The sequence below is a fragment of the Streptomyces sp. NPDC101151 genome (genome assembly GCF_044768335.1).
In the GTDB taxonomy this organism is placed as follows: Bacteria; Actinomycetota; Actinomycetes; order Streptomycetales; family Streptomycetaceae; genus Streptomyces.
Genome location: NZ_JBIWPP010000031.1, coordinates 39,481 through 57,202, shown reverse-complemented (window position 1 = coordinate 57,202; position 17,722 = coordinate 39,481). Strand labels below are relative to the sequence as shown.

General features: G+C 69.8%; 17 protein-coding genes and 3 pseudogenes. 15 read left to right on the top strand and 5 right to left on the bottom strand.

Annotated elements, in window-relative coordinates; all coding sequences use genetic code 11:
• Window positions 1-359 precede the first annotated feature (359 nt).
• The 4 genes from ACIRU3_RS36880 to ACIRU3_RS36865 all read right to left on the bottom strand — a co-directional run bounded on the left by ACIRU3_RS36880 (window position 360) and on the right by ACIRU3_RS36865 (window position 4,347).
• The gene (locus tag ACIRU3_RS36880; protein WP_404066107.1) at window positions 360-1,478 is read right to left on the bottom strand and encodes a hypothetical protein; all 1,119 of its coding nucleotides are present in this window, start codon (window positions 1,476-1,478) and stop codon (window positions 360-362) included.
• Between the two features lie 186 nt (window positions 1,479-1,664).
• Window positions 1,665-2,861, bottom strand: coding sequence for a hypothetical protein (locus ACIRU3_RS36875; protein ID WP_404066104.1), 1,197 nt, complete (start codon window positions 2,859-2,861; stop codon window positions 1,665-1,667).
• 218 nt (window positions 2,862-3,079) lie between these two features.
• Window positions 3,080-3,733: a hypothetical protein gene (locus ACIRU3_RS36870; protein WP_404066101.1), complete on the bottom strand. Its 654-nt coding sequence runs from the start codon at window positions 3,731-3,733 to the stop codon at window positions 3,080-3,082.
• A gap of 161 nt (window positions 3,734-3,894) precedes the next feature.
• Window positions 3,895-4,347, bottom strand: a complete 453-nt coding sequence (locus tag ACIRU3_RS36865; RefSeq protein ID WP_404066098.1) for a hypothetical protein — start codon at window positions 4,345-4,347, stop codon at window positions 3,895-3,897.
• 527 nt (window positions 4,348-4,874) lie between these two features.
• Here ACIRU3_RS36865 and ACIRU3_RS36860 point away from each other — a divergent pair.
• Window positions 4,875-5,102: pseudogene (locus ACIRU3_RS36860) on the top strand (IS5/IS1182 family transposase); the annotation flags it as partial.
• Between the two features lie 50 nt (window positions 5,103-5,152).
• Here the strand turns inward: ACIRU3_RS36860 and ACIRU3_RS36855 are convergent.
• The gene (locus ACIRU3_RS36855; protein ID WP_404066096.1) at window positions 5,153-5,707 is read right to left on the bottom strand and encodes a hypothetical protein; all 555 of its coding nucleotides are present in this window, start codon (window positions 5,705-5,707) and stop codon (window positions 5,153-5,155) included.
• Between the two features lie 98 nt (window positions 5,708-5,805).
• On the opposite strand from ACIRU3_RS36855, the pseudogene ACIRU3_RS36850 reads away from it, so the two are divergent.
• The 14 genes and pseudogenes from ACIRU3_RS36850 to mptB all read left to right on the top strand — a co-directional run.
• Window positions 5,806-6,146: pseudogene (locus tag ACIRU3_RS36850) on the top strand (transposase family protein); the annotation flags it as partial.
• 186 nt (window positions 6,147-6,332) lie between these two features.
• Window positions 6,333-6,672 (top strand): annotated as a pseudogene (locus tag ACIRU3_RS36845) (glycosyl hydrolase 53 family protein); the annotation flags it as partial.
• Window positions 6,673-6,833: 161 nt separating this feature from the next.
• Window positions 6,834-7,124, top strand: a complete 291-nt coding sequence (locus ACIRU3_RS36840; RefSeq protein WP_404066094.1) for an ArsR family transcriptional regulator — start codon at window positions 6,834-6,836, stop codon at window positions 7,122-7,124.
• 52 nt (window positions 7,125-7,176) lie between these two features.
• Window positions 7,177-8,127, top strand: coding sequence for an SMP-30/gluconolactonase/LRE family protein (locus ACIRU3_RS36835; RefSeq protein ID WP_404066092.1), 951 nt, complete (start codon window positions 7,177-7,179; stop codon window positions 8,125-8,127).
• Window positions 8,128-8,196: 69 nt separating this feature from the next.
• Complete coding sequence (locus ACIRU3_RS36830) at window positions 8,197-8,658, top strand: CrcB family protein (RefSeq protein ID WP_404066089.1); 462 nt, start codon at window positions 8,197-8,199, stop codon at window positions 8,656-8,658.
• Entirely contained in the window at window positions 8,655-9,035 is a 381-nt protein-coding gene (locus ACIRU3_RS36825) for a DUF190 domain-containing protein (protein WP_404066087.1), read from the top strand. The genes ACIRU3_RS36830 and ACIRU3_RS36825 overlap by 4 nt, the downstream gene beginning before the upstream one ends.
• A complete protein-coding gene (crcB, locus tag ACIRU3_RS36820; RefSeq protein WP_404066084.1) occupies window positions 9,032-9,406 on the top strand; it encodes a fluoride efflux transporter CrcB in 375 nt (124 codons plus the stop codon). The genes ACIRU3_RS36825 and crcB overlap by 4 nt, the downstream gene beginning before the upstream one ends.
• A 93-nt stretch (window positions 9,407-9,499) precedes the next feature.
• Window positions 9,500-10,336, top strand: coding sequence for an undecaprenyl-diphosphate phosphatase (locus ACIRU3_RS36815; RefSeq protein ID WP_404066082.1), 837 nt, complete (start codon window positions 9,500-9,502; stop codon window positions 10,334-10,336).
• A gap of 171 nt (window positions 10,337-10,507) precedes the next feature.
• Window positions 10,508-11,185, top strand: a complete 678-nt coding sequence (locus ACIRU3_RS36810; protein WP_404066200.1) for a FadR/GntR family transcriptional regulator — start codon at window positions 10,508-10,510, stop codon at window positions 11,183-11,185.
• A complete protein-coding gene (locus ACIRU3_RS36805) occupies window positions 11,182-12,636 on the top strand; it encodes an amino acid permease (protein ID WP_404066080.1) in 1,455 nt (484 codons plus the stop codon). The genes ACIRU3_RS36810 and ACIRU3_RS36805 overlap by 4 nt, the downstream gene beginning before the upstream one ends.
• 32 nt (window positions 12,637-12,668) lie before the next feature.
• The gene (locus ACIRU3_RS36800; protein WP_404066197.1) at window positions 12,669-13,685 is read left to right on the top strand and encodes an asparaginase; all 1,017 of its coding nucleotides are present in this window, start codon (window positions 12,669-12,671) and stop codon (window positions 13,683-13,685) included.
• Window positions 13,686-13,734: 49 nt separating this feature from the next.
• Complete coding sequence (gene aspA / locus ACIRU3_RS36795) at window positions 13,735-15,144, top strand: aspartate ammonia-lyase (protein ID WP_404066078.1); 1,410 nt, start codon at window positions 13,735-13,737, stop codon at window positions 15,142-15,144.
• 50 nt (window positions 15,145-15,194) lie between these two features.
• Complete coding sequence (locus tag ACIRU3_RS36790; protein WP_404066075.1) at window positions 15,195-16,133, top strand: glutaminase; 939 nt, start codon at window positions 15,195-15,197, stop codon at window positions 16,131-16,133.
• A gap of 194 nt (window positions 16,134-16,327) precedes the next feature.
• Window positions 16,328-17,722 carry a polyprenol phosphomannose-dependent alpha 1,6 mannosyltransferase MptB gene (gene mptB / locus ACIRU3_RS36785; RefSeq protein WP_404066072.1) on the top strand — a complete coding sequence of 465 codons (1,395 nt, stop codon included), beginning with the start codon at window positions 16,328-16,330 and terminating at the stop codon, window positions 17,720-17,722.

Below are 17,722 nucleotides of genomic sequence, written 5' to 3'. Positions count from 1 at the left end.
CAGTTCAACGACGTCCCGTACTGCGGAGTGACGACCCAGGCCATCCCGTTCGGGCGAAGAAGCTGCAGTTGGAAGCGGGTTCCCAGGTACCCGGTACAGCAGGAAACGGACAACCGCTTCCGGCCGGTTCCGCCTCTGGCGAAAGCATCGGTCGCGGCAGCCGACACTGCCTGCCGATCGCGGCTGGGCATCCGGCTGAAAGGCAGGTTCGTGTCCGGGTCGTCCTCCGACGTACCTGCCCGGTCGGTGCCTCATGGCGGCGCGTCGCGGCTGCGCTCCCACTGTCGACGCGCCAACTCCTCCGGGAGCGGGTCTCTCTCCCGAACGGCGCCCGGAGGGCCGTGCCGGCTCCCGCAGGCCTATCGGTCACCCGGAACAGGGTCGGTGGGGCTGTATTCGTAGGCGTAACCGTGGGAGTAGGCGGTCGACACCGGCCCTGCCGACGCGGACCCGCCGTGTACCAGCACGGCGCTGCCTCCGCGCACGCGCACCTTGAGCGACAACAGAAGCCGCTCACACCCACGTGGCAGCGCGGCCTTGTTCACTTCCAGCCCATTGGGCATGGTCCGGTGATGCTCATGCGTGGAAATCCGCACCGAACTCACTGGTCCGCGCAGCGGGGTGCCGCAAATCCCACCCCCCATGTACAGCGGCTGCGCCTCGACCCGGCTGGACACATCACTGTAGGCCGCGCTCCCGAGTCCTCGGCACGTCTCATAGCTGCTCTGCGGCTTACACATGGTCAGCTGGGCATCCTGCCGGACGGCGATCCGAGTCCGGGAGGAGGCAGGTTCGATGCGGTGCTCGAGCACCGTCGCTGTCGCACCACGCCGCACCACTCCCCACACGTTTTGCCGCGGGTCCGCAGAAGGCGGCAGAACCCACTGCTCCATCCCCGCATACGCATCCTCGGCGTGCAGCCGCACCGAAGCGGTAGGCGAGGTGACCCGCGCGTCATAACGGCCCACGAGACTGGGACCGGTGTAGAAGGCGACAGCCACTCGACAAGTGTAGGTACGTGTCCCCGACCGGTGCGGAGCCTGGAACACCCACCGAACGACGGGGGTGATCCGGTCGTTGACGCCCGGAGCGAAGTTGGTGCCGTAGTGGGTCCCGTTCGGGCGAGGACCGTCTGCTGAGGGGCAGAACAGACCCGTGGTCGTCCCCAGGTTTTTCCCCGAAGGCAGTCGCTGGTCGAGGGTCAGGGAGAACCGGCTCGCATGCAGGACGAACCGCTGGCCGGGCTCCGCTGCGATCTGCACGCTCGCACCCGGGATGTCCCGGTACTTCTTCGCGGACAGAACGTTGTTGAACACGGTCACTGTCGGGTCCGCAGCCTCGGCCTGACCAGCGCCGCTGATCATCCCGCCCGGCGCGATGCACGCCATCAAACAGGCTGCAAGCGCGGCCCTGCGCCGCCCCCCTTGCGGTGCCCGCCGCTTCGTGATCCCGCCCGCAAGATCACCCTTCGACACCATGATCGCTCCCACACACAGACATGGACAGCCGCTCTCCCAACGACAGTGCCAGGAAACGGTGACGACAGACTCGATGAATGAACCCTGGACTGCCTGACCGACCGGGCATCATGCCGGGCTTTGCCACACCCACGCTTACCAGAGGCCGGAAGTGCCGGCCCATCACGAGTGCCTCTTCATGACGGCTCACCGGAAGTCCGCCATCCGGAAGACCGCCAGCATGTCGTGCCAGCGGGGCCCGTGCTCGGGTTCTGCGCCGGGATAGAAGGACGCCTCGACCCCAACCCAACCGCGGAACGTACCGGTGTCGTCGAGGACCTGGAGCAGCGGCTTCACATGCGAATTGTGCTGGTGGCACAGCTGTTTGTGCTCCATCGCCAGACAGGTGCACCAGTGCCAGAGGGTGTCGCGACGGTCCTGGATGCCCACCCGGGCCAGGTAGTACTGGATGGTGTTGTCGGTCTTGCCCTTCTCGCTCCCACCGTCGCCGTACCGCGGGCAGCCACTGCTGGCGCTGCATGCCTTGCCCGACGATTCCTCGGCGAGCGTCATGCAACGGGTCGTGTCGGTGCAGGGCGAAAACCTCCGGTGGTGGAACGTCTGGCCTGCCGGGAACTGGTTGGCCTCGTCCTTGGACCAGCCGTGCCCGTCCAGCTTGAGCGCCGGGAACGCGGGGTGCTCGAACACCGAGGACATGGATTGACCGCGGTCAAGGGGCGCATTGCTGCCATAGCCGTATCCCGTCGTCGCCCCGCCTCGGCTGCGGAACTCCAGCCGAGCCAGCCCTTCGCCGGAGACGACCGTCCACTGCTCCGGCGCCCTGTTCGTGTCCCAGGTGATCGAAACGACATCGTCTCCTGTGACGCCCTGTTCGGCGGCGCGTAGGGTGTAGCTGCCGGTGCGGACATCGTTCGGCTCTCCAGGGAAGCCACCTGCCGTCATGACCGGGCACCGTCGCCGCCCTGGCGAATCCCACTTCCCCACCGGCGCACAGCCGGTGTCCGGGGTGACACCGGCGCCCTCCCGGCGGACTGGATGCTTCTGGTTCCAACGATGCATCCTCGCTGTGACGCTGCCGGTCACGGGGTTGAAGACATACGAGCCCAGTCGAACCCAGTTGTCATGCGCGGAGCCGTCTTTGAGGTATCCGGTGGAGACGACGAAGTTGGTCTTGCCTCCGGGTAGTCCGTGTGGAACGGCCTCGACCGGTATGACGGCCTCCAGGACCGCCACCAGGGCCAACAGCACGAGGCGAAGAGTTCTGATCACGTTGTAACTTTGAGTGTCCGACCCGCCACAGCGCATCACTCGCAGGGCGCAACCAACCGGCTCGTGGAAGCACTGTGCCGGCTCACACCAGGAACATGCGCGGGCGGCGAACACCTCCCGTGCCGATTGCTGCGTCGCCGCCAGTGGCCGCCGCAGCGTGCCCCGGCGACGAGGAGGCCGTCCTCCTCGCGGGTGCTGCGTTACCACAGGCAGGCTGGGACGGTGAGCGGCGGCAGCGCCCGGGCAGTACTGCTCAGTACCCCCATTGCGTACGGGAAGCGGCGCACGCCACCCGCGTCGGCGGGCGGGTGGCGTGCGCTCGGCCGTTGGCTCTACAGGCGGACGCTCGACTCCCAGCCCGCGTAGCCGAGGTAGATGTTGAAGTACCACTTCGGCGGGATCGAGACGCCGCTCTTCAGGCTGTTCATCGCACTCGAGTACGCCTTGAACGTGAGCACGGACCGGGTCAGGCAGTTGTTGCCCAGCCAGTTGTACTCGGTGTTCATCAACAGCTTGAACCTCGTGACCGCGCCTGTGGGGGATCCACTGGACGTGTTCTTGCAGCGGAATTCCGTGTACTTATTGATCCGCTGTGCCTTGAAGTTGCCGAGCATGGAGTTGACGTCCTCGGGGCCGCGCAGCCAGTTGCCGGCGAAGCCCTTGGACGCCTTGGTCTCGGTGGCGCCGGAGAACCACCGGCCGGAGCCGTCCATGACGGCCCATCCGGCATGGCCCGCGCCATACGCGCCGTTCGGAGCGTGGAACAGACAGACGCGGCCTCCTGCCGTCGGTGCACTCGGGGTGAGACGGTCGGCGATGCCGGTCGCGGCCTGCTCGGTGCGGTCCATGGCACGGGCCGCAGTGGTGGCCGGGCTGGGCGTTTCGGCGCGGTCGGTGGCCTGTGCGGCCGGGACGAGGCCGGCCGTCGCGGCGCAGACGGTGGCGATGAGGGCTGCGAGCCGGCTGCGCGGGCGGGAGTTGGGCATGGTGAAGTTCCCTTCTTGGTCGTGGTCGGGTCGTATGCGCGGGCAGTTCAAGCCAGCGCTTCGGCGGGGTGCTGTCGAGGCTGGCCTCGGGATCCGGTTGCGGAATGGGTGTGGCGGGCGTTGGGCTGGGCGCCGTTTGCCCGCCACGGCATCGATGTCGCTCAGCCCCGAAGGCCGTTGATCCAGTCGAAGAGCTCGTCGGCTCCAACGCCCCACTCGTGAAGCTTCGTGATGATCCAGTTCGGAACGGTGTACCACCGGGTCAGGAACGCGTCCCGGCCGTTCTTGACGGCCTGCTTCAGGGACTTGAAGAGTCCCGTCCCCTTGAGGAACTTCGCGACGGTCCCCCAGGGATTGGGGGCGCTCTGCACCTCTTGCCCGTGCGCTGGCAGTTGCTGTCCAGCGGGAGTTGCGGGGGCGCGGTGTGACAGGGGCGGCTGCGTGAACGCGGAGGGGGACGAGATGACCGTGGAGGCGGAAGGGGCCGAGGCGATGGTGGACGCCGCTTCCACCGCGTGGTGTGGGGTTGCCGAGGCGGTGGTTGCCGTGGCACCACCGCCGAGGGTGACCAGGATCGCCATGGTGACGGCCTTCTTCTTCACCGTTGTGAACATGCGGTTCACCTTCCGTTCCGGGTTGCGGATGCCGGGCGGCTGCCCGACGAGATGGACCGTGCCGGGCCTGGGGTGCACTGCGGAAGGAGTTGCCGGTTTCCCGTTCGTCCGGAAACCCGAAAACGCCCTCTGAGCTGCTCCTTTTCGCGTTGGAGGTCTACTCCTCGCCTCGCGTCCCCGAGGGGTGTGAGGTGTCGTTTGCCGCCCCACCGTGGTGGATCGAGCGCAGGATCACTGCAAGTAGGAGCACCGGAGCATCGGGTCTGCTGCACGATCGGGTGACACCTGAACTGGCTTGCCTTGTAGGACGGGTGGAAAGGATGTCGCTGCGCCCAAGGTTTGTCCGGAAGAGTTCCGCCAGGACTTCGTGCGGGTCGCGAGGAACCGCGGCCCGGGTGTGACGGTGGAGCAGGTGGCCACCGACGTCGGGGTGGCGAGGCTTTGCACCGCCTGCTCCGTAGCCGACCTCCACCAGATGGTTGGGAGACAGGTACCAAGCGCTGGCCTGACGACAGGGCCAGGGGCGCGGTGTGTCGAAGTCGGCAGCCGACCGCATCCTCGACCGTCTCGCGCCGCTGCCGGCGATTTCGCCGGCTCGCCGGCTGCGCAAGGACACCGTCCATATCGTCGACGGCACCCTGGTGCCCACCCGGGTCTGCAGCATCGCCGCCTCGAGCCAGAACTACCGGTACTCGACCAACCTGCAGGTCGTCATCGACGCCAACAGCCGCCTGCCGTTGCTAGTGGCTGTCCCGAAATGATCACGGAGTGCGGGGCAGAGCTCCCCGATGGGCTGAGGACAGGCTCAGCCGGTGGCTTGTGAAGTACCCAGACAGCGGGCGAAGTCGGCAAGAGTCCGGAAGTCGTCCTCTCGCAGGCCGATCCGCGGGTCGACGTGGTGCAGAAGGCCACGTGCGCGGTGGTGGGCGGTCACGTACGCCTGGTCCAGGTCGCTCTGTTCGTCGTCCACCCACGCGAAGGGGCGGCCGTTGGCGTAGTCCACCAGGGGAGCAGTCTTCCAGTGAACTCCGTCGGGGCGGTCTTGAAGCAAGGCGTCACCGAAGTCGACGAAGGGGAGTTCGGGAAGGCCGAGCACCGGGGCAATCCACCGATTGGCATCAGCCATCCATGTGGTGGCCCAGCACAGCTCGTAGTCGAGCCGGAGCAGGACTCGTCCGTGCTCTGGGTTGAGCCAGACCCGCAGGGGCCGCCGACGGAGCGAGAGTGCTCGGTGTTCGTCGGGGGCCCCGTCGTTTCGGGGCACTCTGAGGGTGGTGTAGCCGACGGGGCGCTTCTCCGGCTTGGCCGCGTAAGGGTTGAGGGGCCCGTCCACATCGAGGAACAGCAGTGGTCGGCTCACGGTCTCCCCCTGCCACGCTCGTCATCGGCTGCGCCGGTGGAAGCGTAGCGGCAGCGATGGTCTCGGCAACGCACCCGGTCCGATGTGATGATCACGGCGTGGTGGGTGTGATCACGGCTTCGGAGCCGTCACGGACAGCCCCGTTCACCGGGCTGAGTCCGCGCCAGTTCAAGAAAGGCCGTGACTGTGGTTGAGCAAGGGAGTGCGACAAGAGTCCAGCCAGGCCGACCCGTGGGCTCTGAGCCTGGCTGACCGAGCGCTGCTGGTAACGGCGTACTGGCGCACGAACCTCACCCTGCGCCAGCTCGCTTTGCTGTTCGGGATTTCGAAGCTGACGGCCGACCCCGTGGTCGCCGACATAGGTCCCCGCCTGGCACTGCAACCGAGGCGCCGATTTCGGCGAGACACCGCGCTCATTGTGGACGGAGCCCTGGTCCCCTTCCTCGGTCGGTCTCCTCCTGGGGGTGTCGTTCCTGCCGGAGGCAGGCACGCCCCCCAGGGACTGACTCAAGGTCCCTCCCACTGAAAGGGGTTGGGCCCCGGAGGAGCCCTTTCCCCTCCTTCATCTTCCGTGGTTTGCTTATCTCGCACGGAATATCAATTTAATTCCTCTGTTTTTGAGGGCTATCCCTTCCACCTGGACAGCGACGACTCGCTCACCAACCAGATCGACACCACCGGCGAGCTGGGCTCCGGCTGTCCGGCGACCGTGACCGGCCGGACCAAGTGGATGAACGACGTGGCGAGCATCGTGGAGTCCGTCCCGGGCGGCCTCGGCCGCGGCCTCGGCGTCTTCTCCTGGGAGTTACCTGGACGGCCGTCACCGGCAATGGCCGGGACCCCACCGATAGGGCCTCGGGCAACGGCTGGGAAACCGGGCCCTGTTCGGTTACGACGACAAGGCGCTCTCCTCCATGACGTGGTTCGGCCACCGCTGGACCACCCTTGACGGGGCCGGGCCGTAAGGGGACGGCCGGGCCCCTTCCCGTTCCCGTGACCGGGTCCGGGTCGGCGGTATCGGCCGTCCGGTACCGGACAACGGCGATGGAGTCCGGTACGGAACGGCGTCGGCTGCGCGAGAGTGGAAACACGGCGCGCGAGGAGGCCGGGGACGGAGGCGGGACGGATGATGAGGAACACTTCGGGCCGCATGCGGCAGGACATCCTGGACTGGCTCAAGGACCCGGTGACCCACTTTCCTTCACGGCACCGCCGCGGCGGCCCGGCCGAGACCGGCGTCACCGCCCGGGCGATGGCCGCCAAGCTCGGCGTCTCCCGCCGGACCGCCGCCGCCCACCTCGAACTCCTCAGACGCCTCGGCCTGCTGCGCACCCGGCGGATCCGCTGCCGCACCCACTACCGGCGCGACGAGATCCGCATCGCCGAGGTGACCAGGATGTTCGAAAAGGGTTGGTGAGCGGCGGCCGGCTGGGAGGATGGGCGGCCGAGACGGCGAAGGGCAGGCACCTATGACGACGGCACTCGTCCCGCTCCACTACATCGCTCTGGGCGGTCCGGGCCCCGAGGACGTGGTGGCCGACCCCGAAGGCCGGGTCCTCACCGGGATGGCGGACGGCCGGATCCTGCGCATCCGTCACCTCGCGGACCCGGACACGGCCCGTTCCGAGGTACTGGCCGACACCGGCGGCCGTCCCCTCGGCCTGGAACTCCTCCCGGACGGGGGCCTGTTGGTGTGCGACGCGGAACGCGGGCTGCTGCGCGTCGACCCCGACGGCACGGTGACGGTCCTCGCCGACTCGGTGGCGGGGGAGCGGCTGCGGTTCTGCAGCAATGTCGTCGCCCTGGACGACGGCAGTGTGTATTTCACCGTCTCCAGCCGCCGCCATCCCCTGGACCACTGGATCGGCGACATCGTGGAGCACACCGGCACCGGACGCCTGCTCCGCCTCCCGCCCGGGAGCGGCACACCCGAAGTCCTGCTGGACGGGCTGCAGTTCGCCAACGGCCTTGCCCCGAGCGCCGACGGCTCCTTCCTGGTGATCGCCGAGACGGGCGCCTGCCGCCTCACCCGCTACCACCTCAGCGGCCCGCGAGCCGGACACACCGAACCGTTCGCGGACCTCCCGGGCATGCCCGACAACCTGTGGCGCGAGGGCTCCGACGGACCGATCTGGGTGGCCCTCGCGGGGCCACGGGTCCCCCCGCTCGACCTCCTGCACCGCACCTCGCCGGCCGTGCGCCGTGCCGCCGCCCGGGTCGCCGTGCACGCCCCGTTCCGCCCGGGCGGAACGATCGGCGTGCTGGCCCTCGACGACCACGGTGGGACCGTCCACCACCTCACCCGCCGCCGCTCCGGTTTCCGCATGGTGACGAGCGTCTGCCGGGCCGACGGGCTGCTGGTCCTGGGCAGCCTCTGGGAGCCCGGCGTCGCGGTCTGCGCGCGGCCCTCGGGCGGATGACACGGCGGTACCCTGGTGCCCGGCCGTGATCACCGTGTGGGGCAGGGCCGAACAGGAGACGTGCCAGCAATGACAGCCCCGGAAGCCGAGAGCCTCCGTGCCCGCTCCGCGCCCCCGCGGCATTCCGAGTGGCGCACCCAGACCCCCGTCGTCGCCGTGGTCGCCGTCGGCGGCGCTCTCGGCGCGACGGCCCGCTACGCGTTCGCCCTGGCCTGGCCCACGCCACCCGGCGGCTTCCCCTGGGCGACCTTCTGGACCAATGTCATCGGCTGTGCCGTGATCGGCGTGTTCATGGTGCTGATCACCGACGTGTGGGGCGCCCATCGCCTCGTACGCCCCTTCTTCGGCACCGGCGTGCTCGGCGGCTTCACCACCTTCTCCACCTACGCCGTCGACATCCAGCGGCTGGTCGACGGCGGCCACCCCCGCACCGGGCTGGCCTATCTGGCCGCGACCCTGTTCGCGGCCCTCGCCGCGGTGTGGCTGGCCTCGGCCGCCGCCCGCCGGGTGTACGCGTGGAGGCGGCGATGACGTCACTCACCGGCCGGGCCCTGCGGCTGACCGTCTTCATCGGCGAGGACGACACCTGGCACCACAAGCCCGTCTACACCGAGATCGTGCACCGCGCCCACGCCGCCGGACTCGCCGGGGCCAGCGTCTTCCGGGGCATCGAGGGGTTCGGCGCCTCCTCCCGCATCCACACCTCCCGGCTGCTGTCCCTGAGCGAGGACCTGCCGGTGGCGATCGTCGTGGTGGACACCGAGGAGCGGGTCCGGGCCTTCCTGCCCCAGTTGGACGAGCTCGTCGGCGAGGGCCTGGTGACCCTGGAGAAGTGCGAGGTCATGCGGTACGTGGGCCGTGGTCCGGGCCCGGACGGGACGGATCCGAAGGGTAAGAAGTCGTTGTGAACTGGCTGCTGGTCGTCCTGGGGGCCGTGGTCGGCGCACCCCTGCGCTATCTCACCGACCGCGCCGTCCAGGCCAGACACGACTCGCTCTTCCCCTGGGGCACCTTCGTGGTGAACGTCACCGGCTGCCTGATCCTGGGGCTGCTCACCGGCGCGGTCTCCGCCGGAGCCGCAGGTCCGCACGTGCAACTGCTGATCGGCACCGGGTTGTGCGGGGCGCTGACGACGTACTCGACCTTCTCCTACGAGACCCTGCGGCTGACCGGGGCCGGTGCGGGGCTCTACGCTGCCGCCAATGCCGTCGCGAGCGTCGTGACGGGTCTCGCGGCGGCCTCCGCGGGTGTGTCCCTCGCCGGGGCCCTGTGGGGTTAGGGCCTGCACAGGGCCCCGGCGCTTGGCACACGGCCGGGCATTGTGAGTACTGTCTACAGCACTGTCGACCATCTATCCTCAGAACTGGATCCCATGAGCGCCATCTCTGTCGGTCAGGCCGTCGTCCTCGGAGTGGTCGAGGGGGTGACCGAGTTCCTCCCCGTGTCCTCCACCGGCCACCTCAAGATCGCCGAGGGGCTCATGGACATTCCTGTCGACGACAAGTCCGTCGTCGGGTTCTCCGCCGTCATCCAGGTCGGCGCGATCGCCGCCGTGCTCGTGTACTTCTTCAAGGACATCAAGCGGATCGTCTCCGCCTGGTTCCGCGGTCTGACCAAGCCCGAGGAGCGCTACCACCACGACTACAAGTTCGCCTGGTGGGTGATCGCCGCGACGATCCCGATCGTCGTGGTGGGCCTGGCCGCGAAGCCGCTGATCGACGGCCCGCTCGCCTCGCTCTGGGTCGTCGCCGGCTCCTTGATCGCCGGCTCCGGCGTGATGTGGGTGGCGGACCAGATGGGCCGGCACAAGCGCGGTGAGGACGACACCTCCTTCAAGGACGCGATGCTGGTCGGCTGCTCCCAGATCCTCGCCCTGCTCTTCCCTGGCTTCTCCCGCTCCGGTGCCACCATGTCCACCGCGCTCATCCTGGACCTGGACCGCGTCGCCGCCACCCGCCTGTCCTTCTTCCTCGGCATTCCGGCCCTGACCGGCGCCGGCATCTACGAGCTGAAGGACGCCCTCGGCGCGGGCGTCGGCGCCGCCCCGCTGGCCGTCGGCACGATCGTGTCCTTCGTGGTCGCCTACGCCTCCATCGCCTGGCTGCTGAAGTTCGTCGCCAAGCACTCCTTCAACGCCTTCGTGATCTACCGGATCGTCATCGGGGTCGGGCTCCTCGGCCTGCTCGCCACCGGCACGCTCAGCAGCTGAGCGAGCCTCGGACCACCCACGGGGTGCGGATGCCTGTATTCAGGGCGCCGCACCCCGTGAATGTTTCCTTACGTGAACGCCTTGACAGTTCCCTCCCGTAACCCGCAGGATCGCTCCGTGAACCTGTCAGACAGCCAGACAGGTGGTCGGGTCCCGCGGCGCGTCAGCGCCATGGAAGCGGTCCTCGGCCACCTCCGCGGCGCCATCGAACGCGGCGAGTACGCCATCGGCGACAAGCTCCCCTCCGAGGCCGAGCTGTGCCGCACCCTCGAGGTGTCCCGGCCCGTGCTGCGCGAGGCGCTGCGCGCGCTGCAGACGATGGGGCTGACGGTCTCCCGGACCGGCAAGGGCACGTTCGTCGTCGCGAGCGCCGTCGAGGACCCCACCTTCGGCGACTACGCGGCCAGCGACCTGCTCGAGGTGCGCCGGCACATCGAGATCCCGGTCGCCGGGTACGCGGCCCTGCGCCGCACCCCGGAGAACCTCGACCACATGGCTCATCTCCTGGACCGCATGGAGGGGGAGACGGACACCACCGCGTGGGTCGCGATGGACAGCCTCTTCCACCTCGCCGTGGCCGAGGCCGCCCAGAACCCGGTCTTCCGCCGGGTCATCGAGGAGATCCGCGACGCACTGGCGCGTCAGTCGGCCTTCCTCAACGAGCTGGGCGGACGCCGTGAGCAGTCCAACCGCGAGCACCGCGCGATCGTCGAGGCGCTGGTCGACGGTTCCGAGCACGACGCCGTCGAGGCCATGAAGCATCACCTCGACCGTGTCGAGACGACCCTCACCGACATCGTGCGCTCCGGGCGTACGGACCTCCCCACGGAAGGCGGACCCGAGGCGTGAGCGAGCAGCACCTCAAAGACGAGACGCGCCCCTCGTCGGGCCATGTCGCCGATCACGTCGACCCCGGAGACGCGGGCTACAGCAAGAGCCTGAAGCACCGGCACGTCAACATGATCGCCATCGGTGGTGCCATCGGCACCGGCCTCTTCCTCGGCGCGGGCGGCCGGCTCGCCGACGCCGGGCCCTCCCTGTTCGTCGCGTACGCCGTCTGCGGCGTCTTCGCCTTCCTCGTCGTCCGCGCGCTCGGCGAACTCGTCCTGTACCGCCCCTCCTCCGGCGCCTTCGTGTCCTACGCCCGGGAGTTCCTGGGCGAGAAGGGTGCCTACACCGCGGGCTGGATGTACTTCCTCAACTGGGCGACCACCGGCATCGCCGACATCACGGCCGTGGCGACCTACACCCATTACTGGGGCATGTTCTCCGACATCCCGCAGTGGGTGATCGCGCTCATAGCCCTGGCCGTGGTCCTCACCGTGAACCTGATCTCGGTGAAGATCTTCGGCGAAATGGAGTTCTGGTTCGCGATCGTGAAGGTCAGCGCGCTGGTGATCTTCATGTGCATCGGCATCTTCCTGCTGGTCACCCAGCACCCCGTGGACGGCGTGACCCCCGGCCCGTCCCTGATCACCGACAACGGCGGCGTCTTCCCGAACGGCCTGCTGCCCATGCTGCTGATCATCCAGGGCGTCGTCTTCGCCTACGCCTCCGTCGAGCTGGTCGGCGTCGCCGCCGGCGAGACCGAGAACCCCGAGAAGATCATGCCGAAGGCGATCAACTCGATCATGTGGCGCGTGGGCCTGTTCTACGTCGGCTCGGTCGTCCTGCTCTCGATGCTCCTGCCCTGGAGCAAGTACAGCGCCGGCGAGAGCCCCTTCGTGACGGTGCTGTCCAATATCGGCGTGCCGGCCGCGGGAGGCGTGATGAACCTGGTCGTGCTCACCGCGGCCATGTCCTCGCTCAACTCCGGCCTGTACTCCACCGGCCGCATCCTGCGCTCCATGGCGGTCAGCGGCTCCGCCCCGAAGTTCACCGCGCGGATGAGCCGCAGCCAGGTCCCGTACGGCGGAATCCTGCTCACCAGCGGTATGTGTGTCCTCGGAGTCGGCCTGAACTTCGTCGTCCCCGCCGACGCCTTCGAGATCGTTCTGAACTTCGCGGCGATCGGAATCCTTGCCACCTGGGGCATGATCATGCTCTGTCACCTGCTCTTCTGGCGGAAGACCCAGAAGGGCGAACTCGCCCGGCCCTCCTACCGGCTGCCGGGTTCCCCCTGGACCGAACTCGTGACGCTGGGCTTCCTCGCCTCCGTCCTGGTCCTCATGTACGCCGACGGCGGCGCCGGACGCACCACCGTGCTGTTCCTGCCGCTGATCGCCGCAGCGCTGGTCGCGGGCTGGTTCGCCGTCCGCAGCCGCACAGCGCGCAAGTCCACCACCGGAGCCGATGCGTGACCCGCACGGCGCTCCCCGACAAGCAGGCAGTGATGTACAGCAGTTCCCCTGCGGACGCACCCCTCGTCCGTGAGCCCCTCCACGCCCCCGTCGCCCACCTCATACGCGGCGGGGTCGTCGAGGGCATCCACTACGGCTCGGTCGTCGTCCTCGGCGCCGACGGCCAGGTCCAGTTCCAGCTCGGCGACATCGAGGCCGCGTTCTACCCCCGCTCGGCCCTCAAACCCGTCCAGGCCGTGGCCATGCTGCGGGCGGGGCTGCCGCTCGACGGCGAGCTGCTCTCGCTGGCCGCGGCGAGCCACTCCGGCGAGGAACGTCACCTGGCCGGCACCCGGCGGATCCTCGAACTCGCCGGGCGCACCGAGGCCGACCTGCGCAACGTGCCCGACATGCCGTACGACCCGGTCGTGCGGGACGCCTGGGTCCGCGAGGGCCGGCCGCCCTCCCGCCTCGCCCAGAACTGCTCCGGCAAGCACGCGGCGATGCTGTGGACCGCCGCGATCAACGGCTGGTCCCTGGCGGACTACCTGGACCCGGCGCACCCGCTCCAGCAGGCGGTCGCCGAGATCGTCGAGGACCTGACCGGCCAGCGGGTCGCCCAGGTGACCGTCGACGGCTGCGGCGCGCCGCTGTTCTCCATCTCCCTGCACGGCCTCGCCCGCGCCGCCGCCCGCATCACCACCGCCGTCCAGGGAACACCCGAGGCGCGCGTCGCCGACGCGATGCGCGAGCACGCCGAGATGGCCTCCGGCTCGGGGCGCGACGTGGCGGCGCTGATGCGGGCGGTACCCGGCCTGCTCGCCAAGGACGGCTTCGAGGGCGTCCAGGTGGCCGCGCTGCCCGACGGCCGCGCCATCGCCGTCAAGATCGCCGACGGGGCCGACCGGGCCCGCGTCCCGGTCGCCGCGGCCGCCCTCGCGCGGGCCGGCGTCGACCCGGACCTCCTCACCGAGTTCGCGGGCGCACCGCTGCTCGGCGGAGGAGAGCCGGTGGGGTGCGTGCGTCCGGTACGCGCGCTGGACCCGGTTTCCCTCACCGCCTGCGTCTGACGTCACCGCTCACCCCACCCTTGTAGCTCCGAAAGAGGCCCGCACCCTCATGACCGCCGCCACCCGAAGCGAACACGACCTGCTCGGCGACCGCGACGTCCCCGCCCACGCGTACTGGGGCATCCACACCCTGCGCGCGACGGAGAACTTCCCCATCACCGGCACCCCGATCTCCGCCTACCCGCACCTGATCGACGCCCTGGCCGCCGTCAAGGAGGCCGCCGCCCTCGCCAACGAGGAACTCGGCCTGCTGGCACCGGAGAAGGCAGCCGCGATCGTCGCCGCCTGCCGGGAGATCCGCACCGGCGCTCTCCACGACCAGTTCGTCGTGGACGTCATCCAGGGCGGCGCCGGCACGTCCACCAACATGAACGCCAACGAGGTCGTGGCGAACCGCGCACTGGAACGGCTCGGGCACGCCAAGGGGCAGTACGGGCACCTGCACCCCAACGAGGACGTCAACCTCGGCCAGTCCACCAACGACGTCTACCCGACCGCCGTCAAGATCGCGACGGTGTTCGCGGTGCGTGGCCTGCTCAAGGCGATGGCCGTCCTGCAGGACGCCTTCGCCCGCAAGGCCGTCGAGTTCCGTGACGTGCTGAAGATGGGCCGCACCCAGCTGCAGGACGCGGTGCCGATGACCCTCGGGCAGGAGTTCTCGACGTTCGCCGTGATGCTGGACGAGGACCGCAGCAGGCTCGCCGAGGCCGTCGAGCTGATCCACGAGATCAACCTGGGCGCCACGGCCATCGGCACGGGCCTCAACGCCCCGGCCGGCTACGCCGAGGCCGCCCGCCGGCACCTCGCCGACATCACCGGGCTGCCCCTGGTCACCGCGGCCAACCTGGTCGAGGCCACCCAGGACTGCGGCGCCTTCGTCCAGATGTCCGGCGTGCTCAAGCGGATCGCGGTCAAGCTCTCCAAGAGCTGCAACGACCTGCGCCTGCTGTCCTCCGGCCCGCGCGCCGGCCTGGGCGAGATCAACCTGCCGCCGGTGCAGGCCGGCTCGTCGATCATGCCGGGCAAGGTCAACCCGGTGATCCCCGAGGTCGTCAACCAGGTCGCCTTCGAGGTGATCGGCAACGACGTCGCCATCACCATGGCCGCGGAGGCCGGACAGCTCCAGCTCAACGCGTTCGAGCCGATCATCCTGCACTCCCTGTCGGAGTCGATCACACACCTGCGGAACGCCTGCCTCACCCTCGCCGAGCGCTGTGTGGACGGCATCACGGCCAACACCGAGGTGCTGCGCGCGACCGTCGAGAACTCCATCGGTCTGGTCACCGCGCTCAACCCGTACATCGGGTACACCGCCGCCACCGACATCGCCAAGGAGGCCCTCGCCACCGGCCGGGGCGTGGCCGAACTCGTCCTGGAGAAGGGTCTGCTGCCCGCCGAGAGGCTGGCCGACCTGCTGCGCCCCGAGATCGTCGCGGGCAGCGCGGCACCTGCCGCCTGACCTGCGGCCAAGCCCCTGCGTTTGCGCGCCTGGACCGGCCGGGAGGCACAATGGTGATCATGACAACGACGTCGTCCCTCACCTTCCTGCCGGTCCTGGAGCGCATCGCCGAGGAGATGGAGCGCACGCCCGGCAGCGGGCGTCCCGCCGACTACATCCCGGCCCTCGCGGCCCGCGATCCGCGCAGCTTCGGCATGGCCGTCGCCGAGCTGGACGGCACGGTGTACGGGGTGGGGGACTGGCGGCAGCCCTTCTCCACGCAGTCCATCACCAAGGTCTTCACGCTCGCCCTGGATCTGGCCCGCGAGGGCGACGAACTCTGGGAGCACGTGGGCCGCGAGCCCTCCGGCAACCCGTTCAACTCGCTGGTGCAGCTGGAGTACGAGAACGGCATCCCGCGGAATCCTTTCATCAACGCGGGCGCGCTTGTCGTCACCGACCGCCTCCAGACCCGGACCGGTGACGCGGCCGGGGAACTGCTGGCCTTCCTCCGCACCGAGAGCGGCAATCCCTCCCTGGACTTCGACAAGGATGTCGCCGCCTCCGAGAACGCGCACGGCGACCGGAACGCGGCCCTCGCCCACTTCATGGCGTCGTACCGCAACATCGACAACGACGTGCCGGTCCTGCTCGACCAGTACTTCCGGCAGTGCTCCATCGCCGCCTCCTGCGCCGACCTCGCCCTCGCCACCACGTTCCTCGCCCGGCACGGCATCCGCGCCGACGGCACCCGGCTGCTCACCCGCAGCCAGGCCAAGCAGGTCAACGCGGTGATGCTGACCTGCGGCACGTACGACGCGGCCGGCGAGTTCGCCTACCGTGTCGGCCTGCCCGGCAAGAGCGGTGTCGGCGGCGGGATCATCGCGGTCGTCCCGGGCCGCTGCACGCTGTGCGTGTGGAGCCCGGGGCTGGACGAGCGCGGCAACTCGGTGGCGGGGGTGGCGGCCCTGGACCGGTTCACGACGCTCACCGGACTGTCGGTGTTCTGACGCGGCAGAACTGGAATTCACCCACCGGGATGCGGTCCGCGGCTCGCCAGGTGAACCGGCGGGAGGTCGTGAGGACCTCCCGGACCAGCAGAATTCGCCGCTGCTCACATGCTGGTCACGTGCGAGCCGTCCGCCGGTGAGTGGAGCGTCGCCTTCCGGCCACCCGGCGTTGACACGCTGACCCAGTGTTGGCCATGGCTTTCCCCGTCGATCTCCGCCGCTGCCAGGTTCTGGGCCTGGCCGGTACCTCCTTCCTGGCGTTGGGGGGTGAGACAGCCGGCGCCCTGCCCGTCCAGGATCTGCTGGCCCCCGCCTCGGCGCGGGCGGCGCTGGGGCTGGTCGGGGTCTACTTCGGCGTCGTGCTGCTGATAGCGGCCTGGGTGCTCCTGGGCCGCCTGGTGCGCGGTCCGCAACCGCCCACCCAGCGGTCCCTGCTGCTGGTCCTGGCGGTGTGGGCGGCCCCGCTGCTGCTCGCGCCCCCGCTGTTCAGCCGGGACGTCTACAGCTACCTCGCCCAGGGCGCCATGGTCGACGCCCACATGGACGTGTACGCCCAGGGCCCCGCGCAGCTCGGCGGCCCGCTGGCCGACGAGGTGGCGCCGGTGTGGCAGCACACCGCCGCCCCCTACGGCCCCACCTTCCTGTGGCTGGCCTCCGCGTTGTCCGGCCTGACCCGCGGCGAACTCCCCGCAGGTCTGCTGGGCATGCGCCTGGTCGCCCTGTTCGGCGTGGCCCTCATGGCGGCCGCGCTGCCCCGCCTGGCCCGGCACAGCGGAGCCGACCCCGCCGCCGCGCTGTGGCTCGGCGCCCTCAACCCGCTGGTCCTGCTGCACCTGGTCGCGGGCGCCCACAACGACGCCATCATGCTCGGCCTGCTGGGGCTCGGCCTGGTCGCCGCGCTCGGCCGGTGGCCCGTCCTGGGGGCGGTGCTGGTCACGCTGGCCGCCCTGGTCAAGGCGCCCGCCCTGCTCGGCCTGCTCGCGGTCGTGGCCCTGCAGGTGCGCTCCGGCCGCCGCCCGCTGTGGGCCACCTTGTCGACGGCGGCCGCCGCCACGGCGACCACGGTGGCCGCGACCGCCGTGGCCGGAACGGGATACGGCTGGATACGGGCCCTGGACACGCCCGTCTCCCCGCACAACTGGGCGCTCACCAGTCTGCTGGGCCGTGCCACCGGCGCCCTCCTCGACCATCTCGGCAGCGACCTGGCGCCGTTGGCGGTGCCGGCCTGGCATGTGCTCGGGCTGGCCGCCACCGTCCTGGCGGTGGTGCTGATATGGCTCCGGCTGCGCCCGCGTCCGGTGTACGCCCTCGGCCTGAGCCTGCTGGCGGTCGCCGTGTTCGGCCCGGCGATCCGCCCCTGGTACGTGCTGTGGGGCCTGTTCCTCATCGCGGCCGCCGCGCCCAGCACCTCGGTACGGCACCGGGTGGCCGCCCTGGCCGGCGTCCTGGCCCTCGCGGTGCTGCCCAGCGGCGGCCCGGCGGATCTCGGCCAGCTGGTCCTCGCGGTCTCCGGCGGGCTGCTCGGCGTGGTCGTCCTGTGGCAGGCCCACCAGGCGTCCCAGGAACCGGCGACGGGACGGACGGCATGA